The following is a 21,110-nucleotide window of genomic DNA, read 5'->3' on the forward strand; positions in this document are numbered from 1 at the left end:
GTGCGCCCGACGGATGCACAGCATTCAAAACAGTGATACAAGACGATTTCGATAATCAACTATGACTGAGAAACGATCGGAAACAGGGGATGGACCGGTTTTCGACTACACGTCATCTGCTCCTTGGGAACAGGTGATCCGAGCGTACGGTGACGTGACGGACGTAGACGAGGCGGTCAGAGAAATGGTAGCCGACGGCCTGTCGAAAGACGAAGCCTGGGAGGCCATCTGGGACTACGAAGTGAGGCGGTTCGAGCACGACCCAGCCTTCCGGACGTCCGTGCGGGATATCTATCGGACGGCGGGCGTCGACCTACTCTCTGTCACGCCGTGGACACACGACTCGTCCATATCGGAGCGTGCCGGCCAACGACGCGACCTCGCTCGGTGGCAGTCGCGGTTTGACTCAGCTGACTGGCTCCGCAAGGTGACCTCTCCTGAGCAGGCACGTCGGGTCGCGGCCGAGGACGACGTGGGCATCGTCCTGAACACGCAAAATGTCGACGGTGCCATCGACGGGTCGCTCGCGGACATCGATGTCCTCTACAACGAGGGCGTCCGCCTATTCCAACTCACCTATAACTACCAGAACCGGCTCGCGACCGGCTGTAACGACCCCGCCGAGGGCGGTCTTTCGAAGTTCGGGCGAGCCGCCGTCGACCGCATCAACGAGCTCGGGGGGATCGTAGATATCTCCCACTGCGGGAAACAGACGACCCTCGACACTATCGAGTATTCTGACAAACCTGTCGCAGTCACGCACGCGACCTGTCAGGCGGTCGCCCAGCACTACCGGGGGAAGACAGACCAGGAACTCGAGGCACTATCCGACGCGGACGGCTACATAGGCATCGTCACGCTTCCGTGGTTCATTGCGCCGGGTGTCGACGAACCGACGCTCGACATCTTCCTCGAGCACCTCGCCCACGCCGTCTCGATCGTAGGCGCCGACAACGTCGGCCTCGGAACAGACTTCTACCCGGCAGACTCGCTGTTTCCGCCGGAGCTGCTCGAGTACTACAAAGATCACATTGTTGAACTCGGGTTCGACCGCGAGAAGGTTGAGCAGCGTACCATTGCGGCCGGGATCGGTGAGTTCGAGACCTACGGAAACTGGCCCGTCGTCCGGCAGCGACTCGAAGAGCGGTTCCCCGAAGCCGCTGAGGGCATCCTTGGAGAGAACTTCCTTGACTTCTGGGAGCGCTCACAGGGGAATGCGACAGATGGGTGGTGACCGTCAGCGGGCGGGTGTCACTGCCAGTCTCTCCGAGATCGACGCTGCACCGATCACGAATTCTGACAAAAGATACCGACCGCCTCGTCCGGTGGTTAGTTCATACGGTGATAAAGGTACTACAGCAACGATCTGAACGGGATGGCGGTGTGCGAGACGCTCGACGGCGATCACCCGCTCGGAAAGGGCGTACACGGTCTAGGTTCTCACCATCAACCTGCTGCGGGTTTTCGGGTGCGACCTCGCATTCCCACCGAGGGGACCGCGGCAACACCGGCGCATTCAAGCCATCCTCGACGATCAAAAAGAGGAGCACCAGCGGGCTTATGGGTCGTTTACTTCGTTGATTCGTCAGGACGCCGACCAACCGATCGCTCGCGATGACAGTCGGGACGGGTTCCGATCCCGTCGCAGACGGACACCCGTCGAGGCGAAATATATAATACGTCACGAATGGAGCACAGTACACTACCAACGAATGGCCACGACACTGTACTCGAAAGATGACGTGCAGAGACGCATCGATCTCAAGAACGCTCTTGAAGTTGTCGAGCGAACTTACGCCGAGACCGCACGCAACAAGGTACTGAACCCGCCGAAGCTAACGATGCACCTCGGCGACGACGGCGGCTGGCCGGATATGAACGCGTTCTCAATCAATATGCCGGCGTACGTAGACTGGCTTGGCGTCGCGGGGACGAAGTGGGCCGTCGCAACCTGGGACGCCGACGGTGAGATGCCGATTAGTTCGCGGGTCCTCCTGTTCGATCTTGAACGCGGCGAGTTCAAGTCAGTTATGGAGGGGATGTACCTCACTGGCGTGCGGACCGCACTTCAGTCGGTCGTAGGGTTGAAACACCTCGCACCGACTACCCCGCGGTCGATCGGCGTTCTGGGCGCCGGCTTCCAAGCCGAGTTCCAACTCCGCACTGTTGATCGCCTCACCGGCGTCGACTGGTTTAGACTCTTCGACGTCGACGGAAACCGGGCCCGCACCCTCGCCGCGAGGCTCCGCCCAAAGCTAGAGGCCAAACTCACTGTCAGCGACGATCCCGAAGAGGCTGTCGGTAGCGACGCCGTCCTGACAGTCACGAACTCGAAGACCCCCGTGCTGGAGGAGGCGTGGCTCGCCGACGATGTTTTCATCGTCGGCCTCGGCTCGTACCGCGAACTCCCCGACGAGTCGATCCGAGCGGCCGACCATATCGTCGTCGATGACGTTAGTTCGTGCCTCCAGCGCGGCGTCCTCTCAGATATGGCCGACCGCGGCGACCTGACGCGGAACGACGTGGACGCGACTATCGGCGAGGTGCTCGTCGATGACTACACAAGCTCCGTCGGGGCTGACCACCGTGTCCTGTTCGTTCCGATCGGTATGGGATCGCTCGACGTCGCGCTCGCTGAACACGTCCAGGAGGGCAAGAGCGAGCGACGCGTCGGAACTGAGTTCGCGTTCGAGTAACGGATATATCGGATGTACCGTCAGCGGTGGCACCCGGTCCAAGCAGTGAGGACAGGGAGAGTTGTCCGCGAGACGAGTTATCACGACCGAGGCGGCATCACCTACATCACATTCGATCCGCCTCTAAGTCTCTACGGAAATTCGACGACTGTGACGAACAACGCGGTGTTTGCACGAACTTTGATGCATTTCACCGGCAGGACATCCACACATTTTCACCTAGTTCGTTCGTGACAACACCACGAGCATCTCACCTGGTCGCGTTAAGTTTGGCGTGGGTCGTAGTAGACTGCGACGGCTTCGAGCCAGTTTTAAGCTGTTTCTACCGAGACATTGCTAAAACTATTTGCAAACAGTGATGTTTGATGTTCTATTTTCCAAAATATATGTTCAATAACGTTTTGATTTCAATAGCGAATCACCCAAACTCGATAACCGTCTTTAGCGAGATAACCTGCATCATCGACGAGAGGTTCGACGTCAACAAGCTGGTAGCGTTGATGAAGCTCGATAAAAAAAAACCATTGTGTCGTCTGTTTCGTTGTGGTTGGGTAGAGCCTAAGATGAAGAATTTCGTTGGTAGATGTAGCAACCGCGTCGTACAGCCGGAATGGCTGGCCGTGAAGACGGAGCGTCTTTTCATCAACCGCAAGTTGATCCTCAGATACGGTCGAGATCGGCTGTAGGTCAGCTTTATGAATCTAATCATAAACAGCAATGTGGCTCCGATTGATCCTATATTTCTAAATACTATCATACCCATTAAATTTGTATATTTAAATTGATATTATATTCCTATTTCAATTGGCTATCGTGGCGTCCGATCTCGCACCACAAACGACAAATCAATCCACGCAATACGTTCGCTAAGGCGTTCGATTTCGACCATAAACACTCTGAATTCAAGTGTCTCATCCTCTAACTTAACGCGGCATTGTTCAGAGTAGCTGATTGAAGCAGACGTCGAATGCTTGAAGCAACGTTTCTGCTGTGTTCCGATCAGCGTGTCTGAAGTGGTTGGCGAAGGCTGCAGTTCGATGTTTCAGTCGTTTAAAGACGTGTTCGACGGTATTCCGATTCCCGTAGATGACGTGTTGGAATCGGTGTAAGTGACGGTGGCAGGCCGCCTGCAGCCAGGGTGCGCCATCGACCAGAAAGATCGCGTCGTCAATGAGATGGTTCTTTTGGAGTTCCGCGAGGAAAATCTCGGTCAGCGCAGACGTCCGGGTTGAAAATAGTCGCACGTGCAGCAGGCGACTCGAGTCAGGATCAGTTGCAGCAAACAACCAGTAGCGCTGGTCATTCACTCGGATTACGTTTCGTTAACCGCGACGCAATTCGGGCTGTGGCTCTCTACAGGCTGTAGGGTAGCCTTCTGAATCCAGTTGTGAACGGTAGAGCGACAGTGCTCGACACTCAACCAGCAGGACTGAAACGGTATCTGACAGCGATAGTCCAGCCAAATGCAGTTCGATACCGAGCTTCATAGCTGACTCGAGTGTCACCTTTCGCTCCACAAACTCTCGCCCCGGGAAGCCACTACACTCGGTGAGGCGGCGGGTTTCTGGCATAGGCACCAAAAAACTACGTCCGCTTCACTTTTCGATATTATTTGAACAGTGTCGCAATAGTAATATCAACGCCGTCGATTCCGGCTTTCCCCGACGAAGTATCCGACGTCGACGGGAGCGAACCTGACTGCAGTCACGTCAGCGCATCCGCGACCGTCCCGGTCGCATCCGGCACGGTCCCCGCGAGGATATCGATCCACCGATACTCCGCGTAGGCGTCGGCGATCGGTTGCAGAACCGACGCTGACGGGTCCGCTTCGACGCCCCTTTCGGTCGCGTCGGCGAGGATCTCGTCCGGGCGATCGAGGTCCTCGACGAGGCGGCGAGCCAGCCACCGATTCAAGGGTGCGTCGGAGGACGCGAGCGACTCGATCGCGTCGATCGCGTCAGTCCGCGCCGACCGTATCTCGGCGCCGTCGTCCGGCAGGAACGGGTCGTCGGCCGCCAGGCGTTCGCCCAGCACGTCGAACGCGTCGAGGTACGCGAGGGTCCGGTGGGTCCGCCGCAGCCGGGTCGCCGGATGGGTCGCGGAAAAGCCCGGCAGCGCGATCGGGTCGAACCGGGCCTCGTCGAAGAACTCGCCCATCCGCCGCGAGAGGAGCCGGACGCTCGGCGCGTCCCGCGGCAGCGAGGACTCCTCGCGGTACACGTCCGAATCCGGGTAGCGGATCGGGTGTTCGAGCTCCTCGGACGCGTCGGCCCCGTGGAGATCGAGGAGACGCTCCTCGATCCGCGGCGCGAGGGCCTCGAGGGCGTCGACGATGGCCGATTCGACCGTTGCAGCCGGAACGCCGTCGGCAACCGCGGGCAGCGCGACGTACCGGCGCCGGAGGTGGCGACCGGCGTCGATCCGTGCCTGCACCGTCTCGACGTCGCCGACGGCCGACCCGGTTCGAAGCGGGTTCGCCCGCTCCTCGATCGCGTCGACGCCGCCGACCAGCGTCGACCGCCGCGCCACGTCGAGCCAGCGCTCGATCGCCCCGTAGACGGCGGTCCCCTCCTGGACGGTCCGTGCCGGCCCCGGAAGCGCCCCGCCGAACGACTCGATCGTCTCGAGGGTCGCGTCCACCGACCGCGTCACGTCACGTGGCGCCCCGCGTTCGGCGACGGCCGCCCACGTTCCGACCGCGTTCGCGGCGTGTCCCCGGGCGGTCACGAGCCGGTCCGCGACCGAAAGCGCGGGCGGCGACGCTCGGCGGTCGCGCAGTTTCTCGTGGGCGGCCAGCGCCGAGCGAGCCGCGGCACGCTCCTCGCGGATCCGGCTCCGGATCGCGCCGTTCGGCAGCGTTTCGGCCGACAGCGGCTCGGGGATCGGAGCCAGGAGAGCCCGAACCCGGCCCCGAAACCGTTCGGCGACGGTCGGATCGAACGGAACCGGAACGATCGCGGGCCGGGCGGGCGGCGACGACTCCCGGACCGACTCCAGTCCGGTCGGGTCGAACGTCGGCGGATCGTCCCAGACGGACCGGTCCGAACGGTCGGTACAGCCGGCGAGCGAGACGGAGCCGGCGGCACAGACGGCCCCGATCGCCGCGGTCCCGATCCCCGAGAGTACGGAGCGACGTGATCGGTTCGGCGGAGTCACGATCCGTCACCCCCGTCGGAGGCGTCGGACGCAGTGGCCGTAGTGGACGCGTTTGACGTGTCCGATGCAGTTGACGTTCCCACGGTCACGGTCGCCGAGTCAGTCGGCTGGTCGTCCGTCGATCCGATGTCAGTCGAGCCGGCGTCAGTCGGGTCGACGACGGTTGGGGATCCCTCGACGGTGGCGTTCGCGTCGATGCGGTCGTACCTCGTGTCGACGTTCCGGCACGGGGACCGGCCGCTGGCGCCGGAGCCGGACAACGCCGTGGGAGAGCGAAAGGTCACCGGCAGCCGGATGAACAGCCCGACGGCGTCCCACGCGTCGGCCGTACACGCCCGGTCGGGGGGCCTGAGCTCGCGGCAGTACTCGAACTCGACGTGGTCCCGCTCCCAGGAGACCGAGTGGATCCGAAACCGCTCGCAGGATTCGATCCCGAACGTCCTGAAGAACACCGACTGCGTCTCGAAGTCGGTCGCCTCGAGGAACGACCGGGCCGACGCGGCCGCGTCGGCGGGGACGCCGTCGGCGAACGCGAGTTCGGGAACGCGGTCGGCGTCGACGATGAGTTCCCGGCTGATGGCCCCGGGAACGGCGCCGACGGGCGGTCCGCTCGCGGCGGGTCCCGAATTCGGCTCGCCTCGGGCTCCGGTTCCGGTTCGGGTTCCGTTCCCGGTTCCGGTTTCGCTCCCGTTCCCGTTTCCACTCCCGGTCGACGGCGTTCCGGTGGCGTCCGCCTCGCGGAGGACGGACCGTCCGCCGGGGTTTCTGGGCTTTCGAACGGGCGGGTCGGTCTCGGTCCCGGAGCTCGGGTTCGGGCCGGCGGGACGGTCGGACGTCGATCCGGAATCGGCGGCGTCGAGACAGCCGGCTGTCCCGACCCCGAGCGCGATCCCGGAGAGGGCGGTTCGGAGGAGGCGGCGTCGCGACGGGGACATACCGGCGGAGTTCGACGGGAGAGCGGCAAAGGGCTTGCGCTTCCCGCACCGTCCAACCCACGGGACCGACGGGACCGAGGGACTGGCCGCGCCGTTCCGGCATCGATTTCAACCGGCCGACCGTAGCCTCCGGATCGATGCCGACGCAGCCCTCCACATCGCGATCGGCGACGACACCAGCGGCGGCGACGGGAGCATCGACGGCGACGGGAGCATCGGCGGCGACAGCCGACGTCTCGACCGTCTCCGTCGACGACGGCCGGACGATCGCGTACGCCGAGTACGGCGATCCGGACGGGGACCCCGTCCTGTTCTTCCACGGAACGCCCGGGTCACGCCTGCTGGCCGGGCTCCTCGAGCCGGCAGCCACGGAGCACGGCGTTCGGCTCGTCGCGCACGACAGGCCCGGATACGGTCGGTCGGACCCGCAACCCGACCGGACGGTGCGCGACGCCGGGGCGAACGCGGCCGCGGTGCTCGACGCCGCCGAGATCGAGACCGCGGGACTCGCCGGGTTCTCCGGCGGGAGCGCGCACGCGCTCGCGACCGCCGCCCTCCACCCCGATCGGGTCGACCGGGTGGACGTCATCGCCGGGATCGCGCCGCCGGAGTTCGCCGAGTCGACGGCACGTGCGCCCCGGCTACTTGCGGGGATGGCGCGGCGGGCACCGTCGGTGCTCGGCTCGGTCCTCCGGGCGGACGCGTGGGTCGCCGAGCGGCGGTCCCCGTCCGCCGCGGTCTCGCGGTATACGTCCGACGCCGTCGACGAGACGGTTCCAGACGACGTGGCGACGGTCGTGAAGGCCGACCTCCTCGAGGCGGTCGCTCGCTCCCGGTCGGGGGCCGTGACCGAGTTCCGGACGACCGCCGCCGAGTGGGGGATCCCCCTCGAGACGCTCTCGAAGGCGGCCATCGACGTGCGGTTCCACCACGGTGACGTGGACGCGAACGCGCCGCTGGCCGACGTTCGTCGGTTCGTGGCGGCGATTCCGACCGCCGAGCTGCGAGTGCTCGAGGGCGCCGACCACCTCCGGACGCTCACGCGGGCGGGGCCGACCGCGCTGCGCGAGCGGACGGAGTGACCGGCCGGTTTTTCGGACGCAACCGTCGGCCGGGACCGCCGTCACTCCGTGAGGTCGACCACGGTCGCTCCCGAGATGGCGACCAGCCGCTCCGGATCGACCGGCCAGACGGCGGTGGGCGTGCCCGCGGCGGCCCAGACGACGTCGAACTCCCGAAGGGTCGGATCCAGCACGACCGGGAGATCGGCGTCGTGGCAGATCGGCGGGACGCCCCCGATGCTCCAGCCGACGATCTCGCGGACGCGATCGGCGTCCGCCATCGCCGCGTCCGCCGCGTCGAACCGGTCCGCCACCGCGGCCAGATCGACGCGGTTCGCGCCGCTGGTGACCGCAACGACGAGATCCTCGTCGGCCGGCGAAGCAGCCGTCCCGCGATCCGGGGTCGATGAGTCGAGCTGGACCACGATGCTCGAGGCGATCTGCGCCGTTGCACAGCCGATCGCGTCGGCGGCGTCAGCCGCCGTCTTCGTTCCCTCGGGAAACTCGGTGGGCGCGACCTCGAGGTCGTGCTCGGCGGCGGCACGCTCGGCGAACTCGCTCGCGCGTGGATGCATATCCGGCCGGTCGGCTGGCCAGGATATAAAGGGAGGTCTCGGTCGAGGTGGTCGATATATAAACGACGGTTTCGGTCGGGTCGGTCTCGATCGGACCGACTGCAGTCGGTCCGGTTAGTGCGAGTGGCCGAGCGCGTCCTCGAGCGACTGGCCGAAGCGCTCCTCGAACAGCTCCTCGGCGGTCTCGTTGATCTCGCGGATGTCCTCGGGGACCTCGCCCTCGGCGTGGTGGGCGAAGGCGTGGGCCTGCTGTGCCATCACCTGTACCAACACGTCGGTCACGACGCGGGTCGGCTGCTCGCCCTGGTCGGCCATTAGGTCGACGAGCCCCGCGGGGAGCTCGACCGTGTCCTCGTCGCCGTCCGGTCCGGTTACCGTGTACGTCTCGGTGGCTGCCATACGCGTACCTGGCCGGCGGCACGTAAGGGTCTGTGGATGTCCGGTCGGGATCGATGAGTCGAGATGCTCCACTGCCGGATACGGAAACCGATCCGCCGGGCATCGACCGCTCCTCGTCAGTGCTCCCGCAGGAACCGTTCCGCGGCGTCGGCGACGATCGATTTCCCCGTTTTCACGTCGCTCCAGGCGATCCGCTCGTCGGGTTGGTGGGCGGTCGCGAGATCCCCGGGGCCGAAGACGACCGCCGGGATCCCGGCGTCGATGAAGTGGCGCGCGTCCGTTCCGCCGGTGAACCCTTCGACCGGAGCCTCGACCCCGTGGTCGGCGGCGGCCGACCGGACGGCCTCCACGATCGGCTCCTCCGGGTCGATCTCCGACCCCTCGAACTGCACCGAGAACCGCTCGAACTCGGGCGGGTGCTCGCGCAGCCACTCGTCGTCATCGACGACCGCCTGCAGCCGCTCGCGGAACTCGGCCTCGACCTCGGCGACCGTCTCGTGGGGCGCGACGCCGATCCGGATCTCCGCGGTGAGCTCGGCCGGCACGCTCGAGGCCCAGTTTCCGGCCTCCACCGTCCCGAAGTTGACCGGCCACGGCGTCTCGTAGTCCGCATACAGGGGATGGGTGACCCGGTCACAGCGCTCCGCTTCGAGATCCGCGAACGCGTGCCGGATCCGCTCGAAGTGGGGCAACACCGACTCGCCCTCCCAGGCCTGGGCGGCGTGTGCCGACTTGCCGAAGATGCGCAGCCGCATCATCAGGGACCCCTCCGCGGCGACGACCGCGTCGAACCCGCTCGGCTCGGTGACGATCGCGGCGTCGCGCTCGAAGGGATAGGGGTTCCGCCGGGCGGCGACGGCCGCGCCGATCCCGCCCTCCTCCTCGCCGGCCACGCTCTCGACCACGATCCGGCCGTTCAGATCCCCGGACTCGGCGGCGCGGTCCGCGACCGCGCGCGCCGCGAAGACGTTCAACGCCAGGCCGCTCTTCATGTCGAGCACCCCGCGGCCGTAGAGCGTGTCCCCGTCCGCCCGGACCGTGAACGGGTCGCTCGTCCAGTCGGCCTCGGTGACCGGGACCACGTCCGCGTGGCCGTTCAGGACGACCGTCGGACCGGCGTCAGGGTCGCCGAGCTCGAGGACGCCGGCGACGCTCGGGCGGTCCGCGAGGTCCAGCGTCTCGACGTCGGGGAACGACTCGTGGGCCGCCAGAATTTCAGGGTCGGGGTCCCACTCGTAGGTCTCGAACCCGAGCGACTCCAGTTTCTCGGCGATCCACCGCTGTACCTCCCCCTCCTCGCCGGGGAGGCTCGGGTACGAGACGAGCGTCTCGATCGTCTCTCGCAGATCCTCGTGGGGGTCCCGCATCGCGTAGCGATTTAAAAGCACGCACGATAACCGTTTCGACGGGTGGACGCAGGAGACCGTAGCAGTGACGGGACGGTCGGACGAGGGCCGGGACGAGGCACGAACCCCCTTAAATAGCGTGGCCGAGTAGGACGACGCATGCAACGAGAGACGGCCGAGCCGAGCGTGGGTCAGTTGCCGGGCCCGAAGGCGAGCGAGTGGGTCGAGTTCCATCGGGAGTCCGCGGCCCCGAGCACGTACGTGTACGACTTCGTGTGGGACGTCACCGAGGACGCGGTCGGCCCCTTCTGCACCGACCCCGACGGGAACGTCCTCCTGGATTTCACCAGCCACGTCGCCGCCGCGCCGCTCGGGTACAACAACCCGCTGATCATGGACGAGCTCCGCGAGTTCGACCTCGTCGACCCGCTGAAGATCGCGGGCCAGGACTTCTACGTCAGCACCGGCGGGTCGCCCGACGACGCCGACCTTCCGGGGCCGGCTCACCTGATGGACCGACTCGTGGAGCTCACCGACCACTACGGGATGGACACGGTCTTCCTCTCGAACTCGGGCGCGGAGGCGGTCGAGAACGCGATGAAGGTCTGTTACGACCACTGCGCGAACCCGAAATACGGGATCACCTTCGAGGGCGCCTTCCACGGACGGACCCTCGGCGCCCTGTCGCTGAACCGGTCGAAGTCGGTCCACCGGCGGTCGTTCCCGGAGATCAGCGGGATCCACGACGTCCCGCATAGCCTCGCGGGCGTGCAGCGCCTCCGTGAAAAACTCGATCCCGAAACCGGCCACATCCCGGCCGACCAGGTCGCGTACCTGATCCTGGAGCCGGTGCAGGGCGAGGGCGGCTACCGCGTTCCGAGCGCGGAGTTCATGGCGGCGGTGAACGACCTCTGTGCCGACCACGACATCCCGATCATCGCCGACGAGATCCAGTCCGGGCTCGGCCGGACCGGGCGGATGTGGGCGTCCGACCACTACGCGTTCGAGCCCGACGTGATCACGAGCGCGAAGGGGCTCCGCGTCGGCGCCACGGTCTCCCGGTCCGAGATCTTCCCCGAGGAGCCGGCGCGGATCTCCTCGACGTGGGGCGCGGGCGACGTCATCGCGTCGATCCAGGGGGCGGTCACCCTCGGCGTGATCCGGGAGCACGACCTGCTCGACCACGCCGAGCGGATGGGCGACCGATTCCTCGAGCAGCTCGAGGAGCTGCGGGCCGCCCATCCCGACGCGGTGGTGGACGCGCGCGGGCTCGGGCTGATGACCGCCATCGAGTTCGACACCAAACAGCGACGCGAGGACGTCATCGACGCGGCGCTCCGGCGCGGGCTGCTCACGCTTGGCTGCGGCCACAAGACGCTCCGACTCCTGCCGCCGCTGGACGTTCGCGAGCGCGAGCTCGACATCGCCGTGGACCTCCTCGGGGACGCGATCGCCGAGGTCGCCGCCTCCTCGTAGACGGCCGGCATCGAGAAAGACGGTCGGCTCCCGATCACTCGCCGACGGCGTCCGCGATGAGTTCCTCGAACGCGTCCGCCGTGATCCCGTATCGGGTGTAGCCGTCCCGCGTTCGCTCGCGGTCGATCGTCGCGACGCGCGTTCCGTCGACCCGGATCTCCCAGGGATCGCCCTCCCGAACGTCGACGCCGAGCAGCCGGATGTCGACGTCGTGGGTCGCCTCGAGGCGGGAGACGACCGGGGGAACGAGCGCGCCGTCCGCGAACCGCGGCGGCGCGTACGCGGGACCCGGACGCGACCGAAACGCTTCGACCGCCGCCGACCACCAGGCCGGCAGCTCAGCGAGGTCGACGTCCGCGTACGGGTCGGACTCGTGGACGTCGATCCGAGATTCTATCATATATCCATTATTTATGATATCATCCGACTTACTTTTAAAGGCTTAAAACTCCACGTAGACCGTTCCGTCCTCGACGTATGCCTCGTAAACGGGGAGCCGATACTTGTCGCTGGCCGTGTGGCGGCCATCGGTGACGTCGAACTCCCAGCCGTGCCAGGGACACGCGACGATCCCGCCGTCCCGTTCCCAGATCAGCTCGTCGTCGCCGTCGACGGCCAGGGTGCCGCTCAACAGCCCCTCGCAGGCCGGCCCACCCTGGTGGGGACAGTAGTTCGAGAGCGCGTGGTACTCGCCGTTCGTGTGGAAGACCGCGATCTCGCGGCCGTCGATCGCGGTGACGATGCGGTCGCCCTCCGGCAGTTCGTCGGCGTCGGCGACGCGGTGGCGATCGTCGCGATCGGAGTCGGTCGTGTCCGCCGTGGACGTGGAGGTGTGCTCCGACATGTTCACGGGAAGGGGTAGACGTCGGCTGCGGTCTCGCCGTAGACGTTCCGGAGCGCCTGGCCGTCGAACTCCGACCGGAGGATCCGCAACAGCGCGTCGGTGTTGTCGAAGTCGAAGTGCGGGTAATCCGAGGAGAACATCAGGTTCTCGTCCCCGTCGAAGAGCCGCATTACGCTGTTGAGGTAGGCCGGATCGTCGGCGCCCTCGACCGGCTGGCTCGTGAGGTAGAACTGGTCGTCGAGGTACTCGCTGGGGAGCTTCTCGAGCAGCGGCGCGTCCCACTTCGCGCCCATGTAGTCGTGGTCCATCCGGCGCATAAAGTAGGGATACCAGCCGAGCCCGGACTCCTGAACGATGAACTCGAGGTCGGGGAACCGTTCGGGGACGCCCTGGGTCAGCATGTCCGCGAGGTTCGTCTGGTGCATCATGTTGTGCGACGTCGCGTGCACCGGCAGCGCCCGCGTCATCGACTTCCACGTCGAGGGGAACCGGGTCATCATCGTGCCGCCGGCGTTGTGCATCTTGATCGGGAGGCCGGCGCGCTCACAGGCCTCGTAGATGGGGTAATACCGCTCGTTTCCGAGCGTGGGGTCGACCGAGCCGCTCGGGATCATCACGGCGACGATCCCGTCCTCGTCGGCCCGGCGATCGACCTCCTCGGCCGCCTTGACGGGCTTTTGTGGCGCGACGACCGCCGCCCCGTGGATGCCCTCGTCCGTGTCGATGATCTCGTCGAGCAGCCAGTTGTTGTAGGCGGTCGCGAGTCCGGCGGCGAGGTCGTCGTGGTGGACCGCCCCCAGATAGAGGTTCTGAGTCGGCGTGGCGATCGCCTTGTCCCAGCCGATGAGGTCCCGACCCTCGAGGATGTCCTCACGCGTGCGGACCGTCTCGGAGTCGGCCTTCCCCATCGTCACGGAGTAGACCATCCCGTGGGCGGGGTAGACCCGGCCGAGGTAGCCGTAGTCGTCGCCGCCGCTCGCGGTGAGCATCTCGTCGAACGGGCTCTCGAGGTACGGAAAGATGTCCTCCTGTCGTTCCGTCAGGTGGAAGTCCGTGTCGACGATGGTTCCGAGATCGTCGAGGGACCGAACCTGGTCGGGTGTTGCCGAAGCCATCGATCGATCCGTCGGCGGATGCGTATTTATATCCGGATTCGATTAGGGATCGGGAAACGACGACGGAGGCCATTAGACGGCCGGAATCGGGCGTTCGATCCGGACGCAGTGACCGGAAAGACGGGTGAGCAGCACGAGCACGTTCCCGCCGCGTTCGGGCAGAATCACGCGGTCCGCCACCGAATTCGTACTCGGTGAGGAAACGGATAGCGATATCGTTTCCCGATCGGAAATCTTTACCGATCCCTCACGAAATACCGGATACCGATGAGCGAGTGGAAGCCAGGCGGTATCGACCCGGAATCCGGCGAGACGACGATCGGGAGCATTGACACGTCGTTCGCCATCGTGACAGCCCTCCGGGAACGAAACGGCGCCGGCGTCACGGAGCTGGCCGAGGAGACGGGGCTCTCGAAGAGTTCGGTCCACAAGCATCTCCGGTCGCTGGCGAAACACGACTTCGTGGTCAAGGACGGCGACGAGTACGCGCTCGGACTACGCTACCTCGATCTCGGTGCCCACGTCCGGTCGCGAGTGCCCGGGTCGGCGAAGATCAAACACAAGCTGCGCGAGCTGGCCGACGAGACCGGCGAGAGCGCGCAGTTCGCGGTCGAGGAGCGCGGCCACGCGGTGGTGTTATACCGCGAGGTGAGCCACGGCGGCGTCTACTCCCGGGGTCGGGTCGGTCGCCGGTTCCACCCCCATCAGACCGCCGCTGGCAAGGCGATCCTCGCGCGCCGGTCCGACCAGTGGATCGAGGAGCTGATCGACCGCCAGGGATTGCCCGCGGCCACGCCGCACACGATCACCGACCGCGAGGAGCTGCTCGAGGAGATCCGCGAGACCCGCGAGCGCGGCGTGGCGTTCAACAGCGAGGAGAGCACCGAGGGCCTTCGGGCGGTCGCGGTTCCGGTGACCGCCCCCGACGGGGACGTGCTCGGCGCCTTCGCGGTCGCGGGACCGACCCATCGGATCAACGGCGACCGGTTCGAGACCGAGATCCCGGACCTCCTCCGGAGCGTCGTCAACGAGCTCGAGTTGAATCTGGCGCACTCGTGACCTCTCAATATAGATATATTATATTTGAATTTTTATATACCATATTCTCAATATTTATAAACGACCACAGTCGTTCGACGTCGAGTAGCGATATCGATGTTTGACGCCAAGTAATGACGTCGATGATCGGTTCCGCATAGCGACGTCGATCGACGGGGACGCGAGCGCTCCGTCGACCCGCCACACGAGCGAATTCCTTTAACCGTTGCCGCCGAAATCGGTGGTAACCGATGGAGCTACTCGTCGTGGGTGCCGGGGAGATGGGACGGTGGATCGCGGACACGGTTTCGTCCGCGGACGCGATCGCGGATCCGGCCGTCTCGTTCACCGACCTCGACGCCGACCGCGCACGCGACGCCGCCGTGGGGCGGGAGGCGCGAGCCCTCGAGGCGTCGACGGCGACGGCGAACCGCTTCGAGGTCGTCTGTCTCGCCGTGCCGATCTCCGCGGTCGCGGACGCGGTGGCGGCCTATGCCGACGTCGCCGACGCGGCGATGATCGACGTCTCCGGCGCGATGGAAGCCCCGATCGCGGCGATGCGCGACCACCTCGACTCGGACGTCGAACGCGCCAGCCTCCACCCGCTCTTCGCGCCGCCCCGCGTGCCGGGGAACGTGGCGGCCGTCGTCGACCGGGATGGACCGCGCGTGACGGCCGTGATCGAGGCGATCGAGGCCGGCGGGAACGACGTCTTCGAGACCACGGCCGCCGAACACGACGAGGCGATGGAGACCGTGCAGGCGGGCGCCCACGCCGCCATCCTGGCGTGGCGGCTGGCGGGCGCGGACGTCCGCGAGGAGTTTCACACCCCGGTCTCGGCCGGCCTCGACGACCTCGCCGACACCGTCACCGAGGGCGCACCCGAGGTCTACGCCGAGATCCAGGGCGCCTTCGACGGCGCCGAGGACGTCGCCGACGCCGCCGCCGCGATCGCCGAGGCCGACCCCGAGGCGTTCGCGGCCCTGTACGAGCGCGCCCGGGGCGAGGGAACGGAACGGGAGCGACACGAGTGATGCGGGCGATGCGATCGATGGGAATGACGACGATGACAGGAAGACACCACCGATGATCGACGAGCAGGTCGTCCGCGACAGCGCGAAGTATCTCAGGAACGTGCGCCCGATCGACCCCGAGGAGGTCGCGGACTACGTTTCGGGCGGCGCACATCCGGCGGTCGTTCGGCGGACGTTACGGGAGGCGGCCTACGACCTCGGGCTTCGCGAGCGCGAGGACGGAACCTTCGTCCCGGTCGATCCGGATCCGGTCCCCGATCCGGGATGGAACCCGGATTCGTTCCCCGAAGTCTACGCCGTCGCCCTGGAGGAGGAACTGGTCGACGAGTACGGGGCGAACTGGCACGTCGGGGAGTCCGGCGACGAGCTCCGGGCGGCGATCCGCCGGCTCAAACGCGACTACTACCACGAGAACGCGGTCGAGTACGACCGGACCGCGGCGCTCGGGTACGCGATCTACCACCTCCCCGATTACTACGCCGCGATCGGGTACGTCCTCGCCGACCTGATCGAGAACGGCCTGCTCGAGCGGCGGCTGCGCGTCCTCGACGTCGGCGCGGGCGTCGGGGGGCCGGCGCTGGGGCTTCACGACGTGCTGCCGGCGGACGCCGTCGTGGAATACACCGCGATCGAGCCGAGCCCGGCAGCCGACGTGCTGGAGACGATGCTCGGAGCGACCCGGCGAAACTTCCGGTCCACGATCCGGCGCGAAACCGCCGAGGAGTTCCTCGGACTCGACGGGGAGGACGCGAGCAGAAACGAGGACGCCGCCGAGAACCCCTACGACCTCGTCCTGTTCGGAAACGTCCTCTCGGAGCTCGACGATCCGGTCGCCGTGGTGACGGCGGCACTCGACGTCCTGGCCGACGACGGATCGGTCGTCGCGCTGGCGCCGGCCGACCGAAACACCGCCACCGGACTCCGGGAGATCGAACGCGCCGTCGTGAGCGGACCGTCGGAACCGGCCGAGGGGTCGGCCGCCGAGTCGGATGCTGAGTCGGCCGCCGAATCGGCTTCCGAACCGGCTTCCGAATCGTCGGATCGCGAGGTCACGGTCTACAGCCCCACGCTCCGTCTCTGGCCGGGCGCGAAGCCGGACGACCGCGGCTGGTCCTTCGACGTCCGTCCCGACCTCTCGGTGCCGCCGTTCCAGGCCCGCCTCGACGAGGCCGCCGCCCGCGGTCCAACCGACGAGCCGGGGGAGTTCGTCAACGTCGACGTCCAGTTCGCCTACGCGATCCTCCGAACCGACGGCAGGTGCCGCGTCGACGTCCGCGCTGACCCGGAGCGCCACCTCCGGATGGCCGACAGCGAGGCGCACGTCACCGACCGGGTCGACCTGCTGTGTGTCAAGCTGAGCCACGATCTGGCCGACGGCGGCAACCCCCTTTATAAGGTGAGCGACGGATCCGAGACCGTCGACCACTACGCCGTGTGTACGCGCGAGACCTCGCTGAACCGCGCCCTGCTGGAGGCGGACTACGGCGCCGTCCTCGCGGTTGAGAACGTGCTCGTGCTCTGGAACGACGACGAGGAAGCCTACAACCTCGTGGTCGACGACGGGACCGTGGTCGACCTCGTGGCGCCCTGACCTTCCGTCCGTGAGCGCCGGACTGATCCCGGCGTCGCGGATCACGATTGGAATCGGCGTCGCGGATCACGATGGGAATCGGCGTCCGCGATAGCCGCACGATCTGACGGGATGCGTGGTCCTTTAAGACGGAGTCCGCTTCGATCGGACATGTCCGGGACGCTGGCGTCGCTCTGGAAGCGGTATCGATCGGTGGGACTGATCTACCGGATCGCGGTCGCGTTCGTGATCGGGTCCGCGGCCGGGATCGTCTTCGGCGAGCGGATGACCGTCGTCCAGCCGCTCGGCGACCTGTTCCTCCGGCTGCTCAACATGCTCGTGGTCCCGATCATCGTCTTCACCCTGCTGACCGGGATCCGGCAGCTCTCGCCGGCGCGGCTCGGTCGGATCGGCGGCGCGACGGTCGCGCTGTACGCGATCACGACGACGGTCGCCGGCGTGATCGGCCTCGCGGTCGCGAACGTCATCCAGCCCGGACGCGGGGTGGAGTTCGTCGCCGGCGAGGCCGAGTCGCAGGCGCCGCCGTCGCTGACCGAGGTCGTCCTCGGGATCGTGCCGAACAACCCCGTGACGGCGATGGCCGAGGGCAACCTGCTGGGAACGGTCTTCTTCGCCATCGTCTTCGGGATCGCGTTGACCTACGTCCGCGCGAACAAGCCCGAGTACGCCGAGAGCGTCGACTCGCTGTTCGAGGCATTCGAGGTCGGCGCGGAGGCGATGTTCGTCGTCGTCCGCGGCGTGCTCGAGTACGGCGTTATCGGCGTCTTCGCGCTGATGGCGGCCGGGATCGGCACCGAGGGGATCGGCGTCTTCTCCTCGCTGGGCGAACTCGTGCTCGCGGTCGGGCTCGCGGTCCTCGTCCACATCGCGGTCACCTACCTCGGGCTGTTGATGACGGTCGTCTCGGACGTCTCGCCGCTCGCCTTCCTCAGGGGGTCCAAGGACGCGATGGTGACGGCCTTCGCGACCCGGTCCTCCAGCGGAACGCTGCCGGTGACGATGACGAACGCCGAGGAGGACCTCCGGATCGACGAGCGCGTCTACTCCTTCGCGCTGCCGGTCGGCGCGACCGCGAACATGGACGGCGCGGCGATCCGGCAGGCGATCACGGTCGTCTTCGCCGCCAACGTGGTCGGACAGCCGCTCGCGCTGACCGAGCAGGTCCTCGTGTTGATCGTCGCGGTGCTCATCAGCATCGGTACCGCCGGCGTTCCGGGCGCGGGGATCGTGATGCTCACCGTCGTGTTGACCCAGGTCGGCCTCCCGCTCACCGTGGTCGGGTTCGTCGCCGGCGTCGACCCGATCCTCGGCCGCATCGCCACGATGAACAACGTCACGGGCGACCTCGCGGTGGCGACGGTCGTCGGCAAGTGGAACGACGCGATCGACTTCACGACCGGCGTCTGGACCGACGGACCGGCCACCGTCGGCGACGCGGCGCCGACCGACGACTGACCGCTGACTGACCGGGCGATCGCCGTGCGGCTCTCGAACCGGAGCGATCGCCGTGCGGCTATCGGACCGAGACGATCGCTGTGGCTACTGACCAACCCCCTCTTGCTACTCGACCGTATCGGCCGACTCGACCGACTCGACGCCGCCGGCGATCGACCTGACCGCCGGGAACAGCGCGAGGGCGATCAGGATCTCCATCCCGCCGACGACGAGGAAGGCCGTCAGGTAGTCGAACCCTTCAGTGACGGTCCCGCCGACGAGAAAGCCCGTCAGAAAGCCCAGCGAGCCGAACACGTTGAACAGCCCCATCGCGGCGCCGCGCTCGGCGACCCCGACCAGATCCGTCACGAGCGCCATCGTCGCGGGCGCGACCAGCGCGCCACAGACGCCGACGAGCACCATCAGCCCGGCCGCGATCGGGTACGTCGGGGCCAGCCCGACCGCGATGATGACGAAGCCGTAGGCGATCGACCCGACGACGACCGGAAGGAACCGGCCGATCCGGTCCGAGAGCACGCCCATCGGATACTGCAGGACGGCGAACGGGAGGAAGAACAGCGCCAGCGTGAGCCCCGCGCCGAACGCCGACAGCTCGAAGGCCTCCTCCTGGAAGTAGTACACGCCGACCAGCGCGAAGAAGCCGGCGGTGAGTCGGTCGATGAACCCGAACGCGAACGGGACGAGCAGGCCGGGGACCGCCCGGATCCGGGCGAGCACCTCCCGGAAGCCCGGATCGTTAGCTGCCGATCCGGGGTCATCGGCTGCCGATCCGGGGTCGCCGGCTGCCGATCCGGGGGCATCGGCTGCCGATAGGCCGTCGCCGCCTGCAGTACCCCTGCCGGCACGATCGGTCACGGTCGCGGCCAGCAGCGCCGACAGGAACAGCACCGTCGCACTCGCGTAGATCGGGTAGAAGGGGTCGACGTCGGCGAGTCGGCCGCCGATAACCGATCCGAGGGCAGCCCCGAAGCCGATCGCCACGCCGGCCGCGCCCATGTTCCGGCCGTGGCCCCCGCCCAGGTCCATCAGCATCGTGATGCCCAGCGAGAACGCGCCGATCGTGAACGCGCCGCCGACGACGCGAACGAGCAGCGCCGCGCCGAAGCCGATCCCGAGCCGCGGCGCGAGCGCGAGCGTCAGATAGGCGGTCCCGCCGCCCGCGGCGCCGAGAACCACGAGCGACGCACGTCGCCCGAGCGCGTCGCTGGCGGCCCCCCAGACGCCGGCGAAGGCGACGAAGGCGGCGAACTCGGCGGTCAGAAACCACATGCCGGCGCTCACGCCGCCCGGCGCGCCGAGCGCGGCGACGATGTCGGGGACGCCGGGATAGACGAGCACCTGCGAGACCAACACGAGCCAGACGACCGCGGCGAGCCGCCGGCGGTCGGTTCCGTGAACCGGGCCACCATCGGCGACCGGGGACGATGGACGGGGCGCAACTGCCCCGCGAAGGGATGCGACCGCCCGGCGGAGAAGGACGACCGCCCCACGGACGCGGGCGATCGGCCGAGCGAGACGACTCATACGGGGTCGTTCGTCGGGTGGATGGAAAGGCGCATCGGGACGGTACGAGACGGGACGGCACAAAACGGGACGGCACGAGACGGGACGGCACGAAGCACGAAACGGGACGGCGCGAAACGACGCAGTACCCGGGGTCGCCGAAGCGCAGCCCGGCTACCGCGCGTTCTCGATCGCCGTGGAGACGGCGTCGGCGGTCGGCGCGGAGACGGGCTCCCCGTTGACGAACACCGTCGGGGTTCCCTGGACGCCGCGGCCGACCCCGGCCTCCCGGTCGGCCGAGACGACCGCCTCATACGTGCCGGACTCGCCGTCACGGATCGCGGAACACGGGTCGCCGCCGGCCTCCTCGGCGGCGTAGCCCACGATGTCCCAGGAGTACGACTCGTGGTGCTCGAAGGCGGTCTTGGCGAACGCGAAGAACGCCTCGTCGCCCTGCCGGTCCTGAACGCCCCTCGCGGCGTTCGCGACGCCCGGCGACCAGGTGTCGTGGACCGGGATCGGGAAGTCCCAGTGCTCGTACCGAATGATCCCGGGGTCGACGTACTCCGACTCGATCGTCGGCGACTCCTCGAGCTCCCAGGTCGCACAATGTGGGCACGCGAAGTCCTTGAACACGGCGACGGTGACGTCGGCCTCGGGATCGCCGATCACGGGTCGCGGCAGCTCCGAGACCGAGTCGGTCGACGAGCTCGTGTCGCAGTCGTAGTCGGGGATGCCCGAACCACCGCCGCCGCCGAGACAGCCCGCGACGCCGATCGACGCGGCGGTTCCGACGGACGACAGGACGGCACGGCGGGAAGTACGCATACGGTCGGTTCGGGAGCGCGGACACTTATTGGCACCGAGACCGGTCGCCGTGACGATC

General features: G+C 66.9%; 18 protein-coding genes and 2 pseudogenes. 8 read left to right on the forward strand and 12 right to left on the reverse strand.

Features of this window, described 5'->3' with window-relative positions; translation table 11 throughout:
* Positions 1-61 precede the first annotated feature (61 nt).
* Together BLV25_RS10320 and BLV25_RS10325 are read left to right on the forward strand one after the other, a co-directional pair.
* A complete protein-coding gene (locus BLV25_RS10320; RefSeq protein WP_218128627.1) occupies positions 62-1,234 on the forward strand; it encodes a dipeptidase in 1,173 nt (390 codons plus the stop codon).
* A 478-nt stretch (positions 1,235-1,712) separates the two neighbouring features.
* A complete protein-coding gene (locus tag BLV25_RS10325; RefSeq protein ID WP_092732918.1) occupies positions 1,713-2,696 on the forward strand; it encodes an ornithine cyclodeaminase family protein in 984 nt (327 codons plus the stop codon).
* Positions 2,697-3,007: 311 nt separating this feature from the next.
* On the opposite strand, the pseudogene BLV25_RS18235 reads toward BLV25_RS10325, so the two are convergent.
* From BLV25_RS18235 to BLV25_RS10345, 4 genes and pseudogenes are all read right to left on the reverse strand, one after another.
* A pseudogene (locus BLV25_RS18235) lies at positions 3,008-3,585 on the reverse strand (IS6 family transposase).
* A gap of 49 nt (positions 3,586-3,634) precedes the next feature.
* Positions 3,635-4,267, reverse strand: a pseudogene (locus BLV25_RS10335) (IS6 family transposase).
* 133 nt (positions 4,268-4,400) lie between these two features.
* Positions 4,401-5,852: a hypothetical protein gene (locus tag BLV25_RS10340; protein ID WP_092732921.1), complete on the reverse strand. Its 1,452-nt coding sequence runs from the start codon at positions 5,850-5,852 to the stop codon at positions 4,401-4,403.
* A complete protein-coding gene (locus BLV25_RS10345) occupies positions 5,849-6,787 on the reverse strand; it encodes a hypothetical protein (RefSeq protein ID WP_176819476.1) in 939 nt (312 codons plus the stop codon). The genes BLV25_RS10340 and BLV25_RS10345 overlap by 4 nt, the downstream gene beginning before the upstream one ends.
* 137 nt (positions 6,788-6,924) lie before the next feature.
* Here BLV25_RS10345 and BLV25_RS10350 point away from each other — a divergent pair, with 137 nt between their 5' ends.
* On the forward strand, positions 6,925-7,869 hold the full coding sequence (locus BLV25_RS10350) for an alpha/beta fold hydrolase (protein WP_092732924.1): 945 nt from the start codon (positions 6,925-6,927) through the stop codon (positions 7,867-7,869).
* Positions 7,870-7,910: 41 nt separating this feature from the next.
* Here the strand turns inward: BLV25_RS10350 and BLV25_RS10355 are convergent, their stop codons facing one another.
* The 3 genes from BLV25_RS10355 to BLV25_RS10365 all read right to left on the reverse strand — a co-directional run bounded on the left by BLV25_RS10355 (position 7,911) and on the right by BLV25_RS10365 (position 10,189).
* Positions 7,911-8,423, reverse strand: coding sequence for a YbaK/EbsC family protein (locus BLV25_RS10355; protein WP_092732927.1), 513 nt, complete (start codon positions 8,421-8,423; stop codon positions 7,911-7,913).
* A gap of 114 nt (positions 8,424-8,537) precedes the next feature.
* The gene (locus tag BLV25_RS10360; protein ID WP_021074329.1) at positions 8,538-8,822 is read right to left on the reverse strand and encodes a DUF7545 family protein; all 285 of its coding nucleotides are present in this window, start codon (positions 8,820-8,822) and stop codon (positions 8,538-8,540) included.
* Positions 8,823-8,938: 116 nt separating this feature from the next.
* Positions 8,939-10,189, reverse strand: coding sequence for an ArgE/DapE family deacylase (locus BLV25_RS10365; protein ID WP_092732930.1), 1,251 nt, complete (start codon positions 10,187-10,189; stop codon positions 8,939-8,941).
* Between the two features lie 138 nt (positions 10,190-10,327).
* Here BLV25_RS10365 and BLV25_RS10370 point away from each other — a divergent pair, with 138 nt between their 5' ends.
* The gene (locus BLV25_RS10370; protein ID WP_092732933.1) at positions 10,328-11,644 is read left to right on the forward strand and encodes an aminotransferase class III-fold pyridoxal phosphate-dependent enzyme; all 1,317 of its coding nucleotides are present in this window, start codon (positions 10,328-10,330) and stop codon (positions 11,642-11,644) included.
* Positions 11,645-11,678: 34 nt separating this feature from the next.
* Here BLV25_RS10370 and BLV25_RS10375 read toward each other — a convergent pair whose 3' ends face one another.
* From BLV25_RS10375 to BLV25_RS10385, 3 genes are read right to left on the reverse strand one after another with little or no spacing between them, the layout of a single operon-like run.
* On the reverse strand, positions 11,679-12,044 hold the full coding sequence (locus BLV25_RS10375) for a hypothetical protein (protein WP_092732936.1): 366 nt from the start codon (positions 12,042-12,044) through the stop codon (positions 11,679-11,681).
* A 42-nt stretch (positions 12,045-12,086) separates the two neighbouring features.
* A complete protein-coding gene (locus BLV25_RS10380) occupies positions 12,087-12,488 on the reverse strand; it encodes a Rieske (2Fe-2S) protein (RefSeq protein WP_092732939.1) in 402 nt (133 codons plus the stop codon).
* Positions 12,489-12,490: 2 nt separating this feature from the next.
* Entirely contained in the window at positions 12,491-13,603 is a 1,113-nt protein-coding gene (locus BLV25_RS10385) for an amidohydrolase family protein (RefSeq protein WP_039401430.1), read from the reverse strand.
* A 267-nt stretch (positions 13,604-13,870) separates the two neighbouring features.
* On the opposite strand from BLV25_RS10385, the gene BLV25_RS10390 reads away from it, so the two are divergent.
* The 4 genes from BLV25_RS10390 (at position 13,871) to BLV25_RS10405 (ending at position 18,721) form a co-directional block, all read left to right on the forward strand.
* Positions 13,871-14,662 (forward strand): IclR family transcriptional regulator, encoded by a 792-nt coding sequence (locus BLV25_RS10390; RefSeq protein WP_092732942.1) that lies wholly within the window; start codon positions 13,871-13,873, stop codon positions 14,660-14,662.
* A 230-nt stretch (positions 14,663-14,892) separates the two neighbouring features.
* Positions 14,893-15,675 (forward strand): prephenate dehydrogenase/arogenate dehydrogenase family protein, encoded by a 783-nt coding sequence (locus tag BLV25_RS10395; RefSeq protein ID WP_092732945.1) that lies wholly within the window; start codon positions 14,893-14,895, stop codon positions 15,673-15,675.
* A gap of 52 nt (positions 15,676-15,727) precedes the next feature.
* On the forward strand, positions 15,728-17,266 hold the full coding sequence (locus BLV25_RS10400; RefSeq protein WP_092732948.1) for a small ribosomal subunit Rsm22 family protein: 1,539 nt from the start codon (positions 15,728-15,730) through the stop codon (positions 17,264-17,266).
* Between the two features lie 150 nt (positions 17,267-17,416).
* Positions 17,417-18,721, forward strand: a complete 1,305-nt coding sequence (locus BLV25_RS10405; protein ID WP_092732951.1) for a dicarboxylate/amino acid:cation symporter — start codon at positions 17,417-17,419, stop codon at positions 18,719-18,721.
* A gap of 105 nt (positions 18,722-18,826) precedes the next feature.
* Here BLV25_RS10405 and BLV25_RS10410 read toward each other — a convergent pair whose 3' ends face one another.
* Together BLV25_RS10410 and BLV25_RS10415 are read right to left on the reverse strand one after the other, a co-directional pair.
* On the reverse strand, positions 18,827-20,245 hold the full coding sequence (locus BLV25_RS10410; RefSeq protein ID WP_092732954.1) for an MFS transporter: 1,419 nt from the start codon (positions 20,243-20,245) through the stop codon (positions 18,827-18,829).
* 153 nt (positions 20,246-20,398) lie between these two features.
* The gene (locus BLV25_RS10415) at positions 20,399-21,052 is read right to left on the reverse strand and encodes a thioredoxin domain-containing protein (RefSeq protein WP_092732957.1); all 654 of its coding nucleotides are present in this window, start codon (positions 21,050-21,052) and stop codon (positions 20,399-20,401) included.
* Between the last annotated feature and the right edge of the window lie 58 nt (positions 21,053-21,110).

The organism is Halopenitus persicus (genome assembly GCF_900107205.1).
Classification (GTDB): Archaea; Halobacteriota; Halobacteria; order Halobacteriales; family Haloferacaceae; genus Halopenitus; species Halopenitus persicus.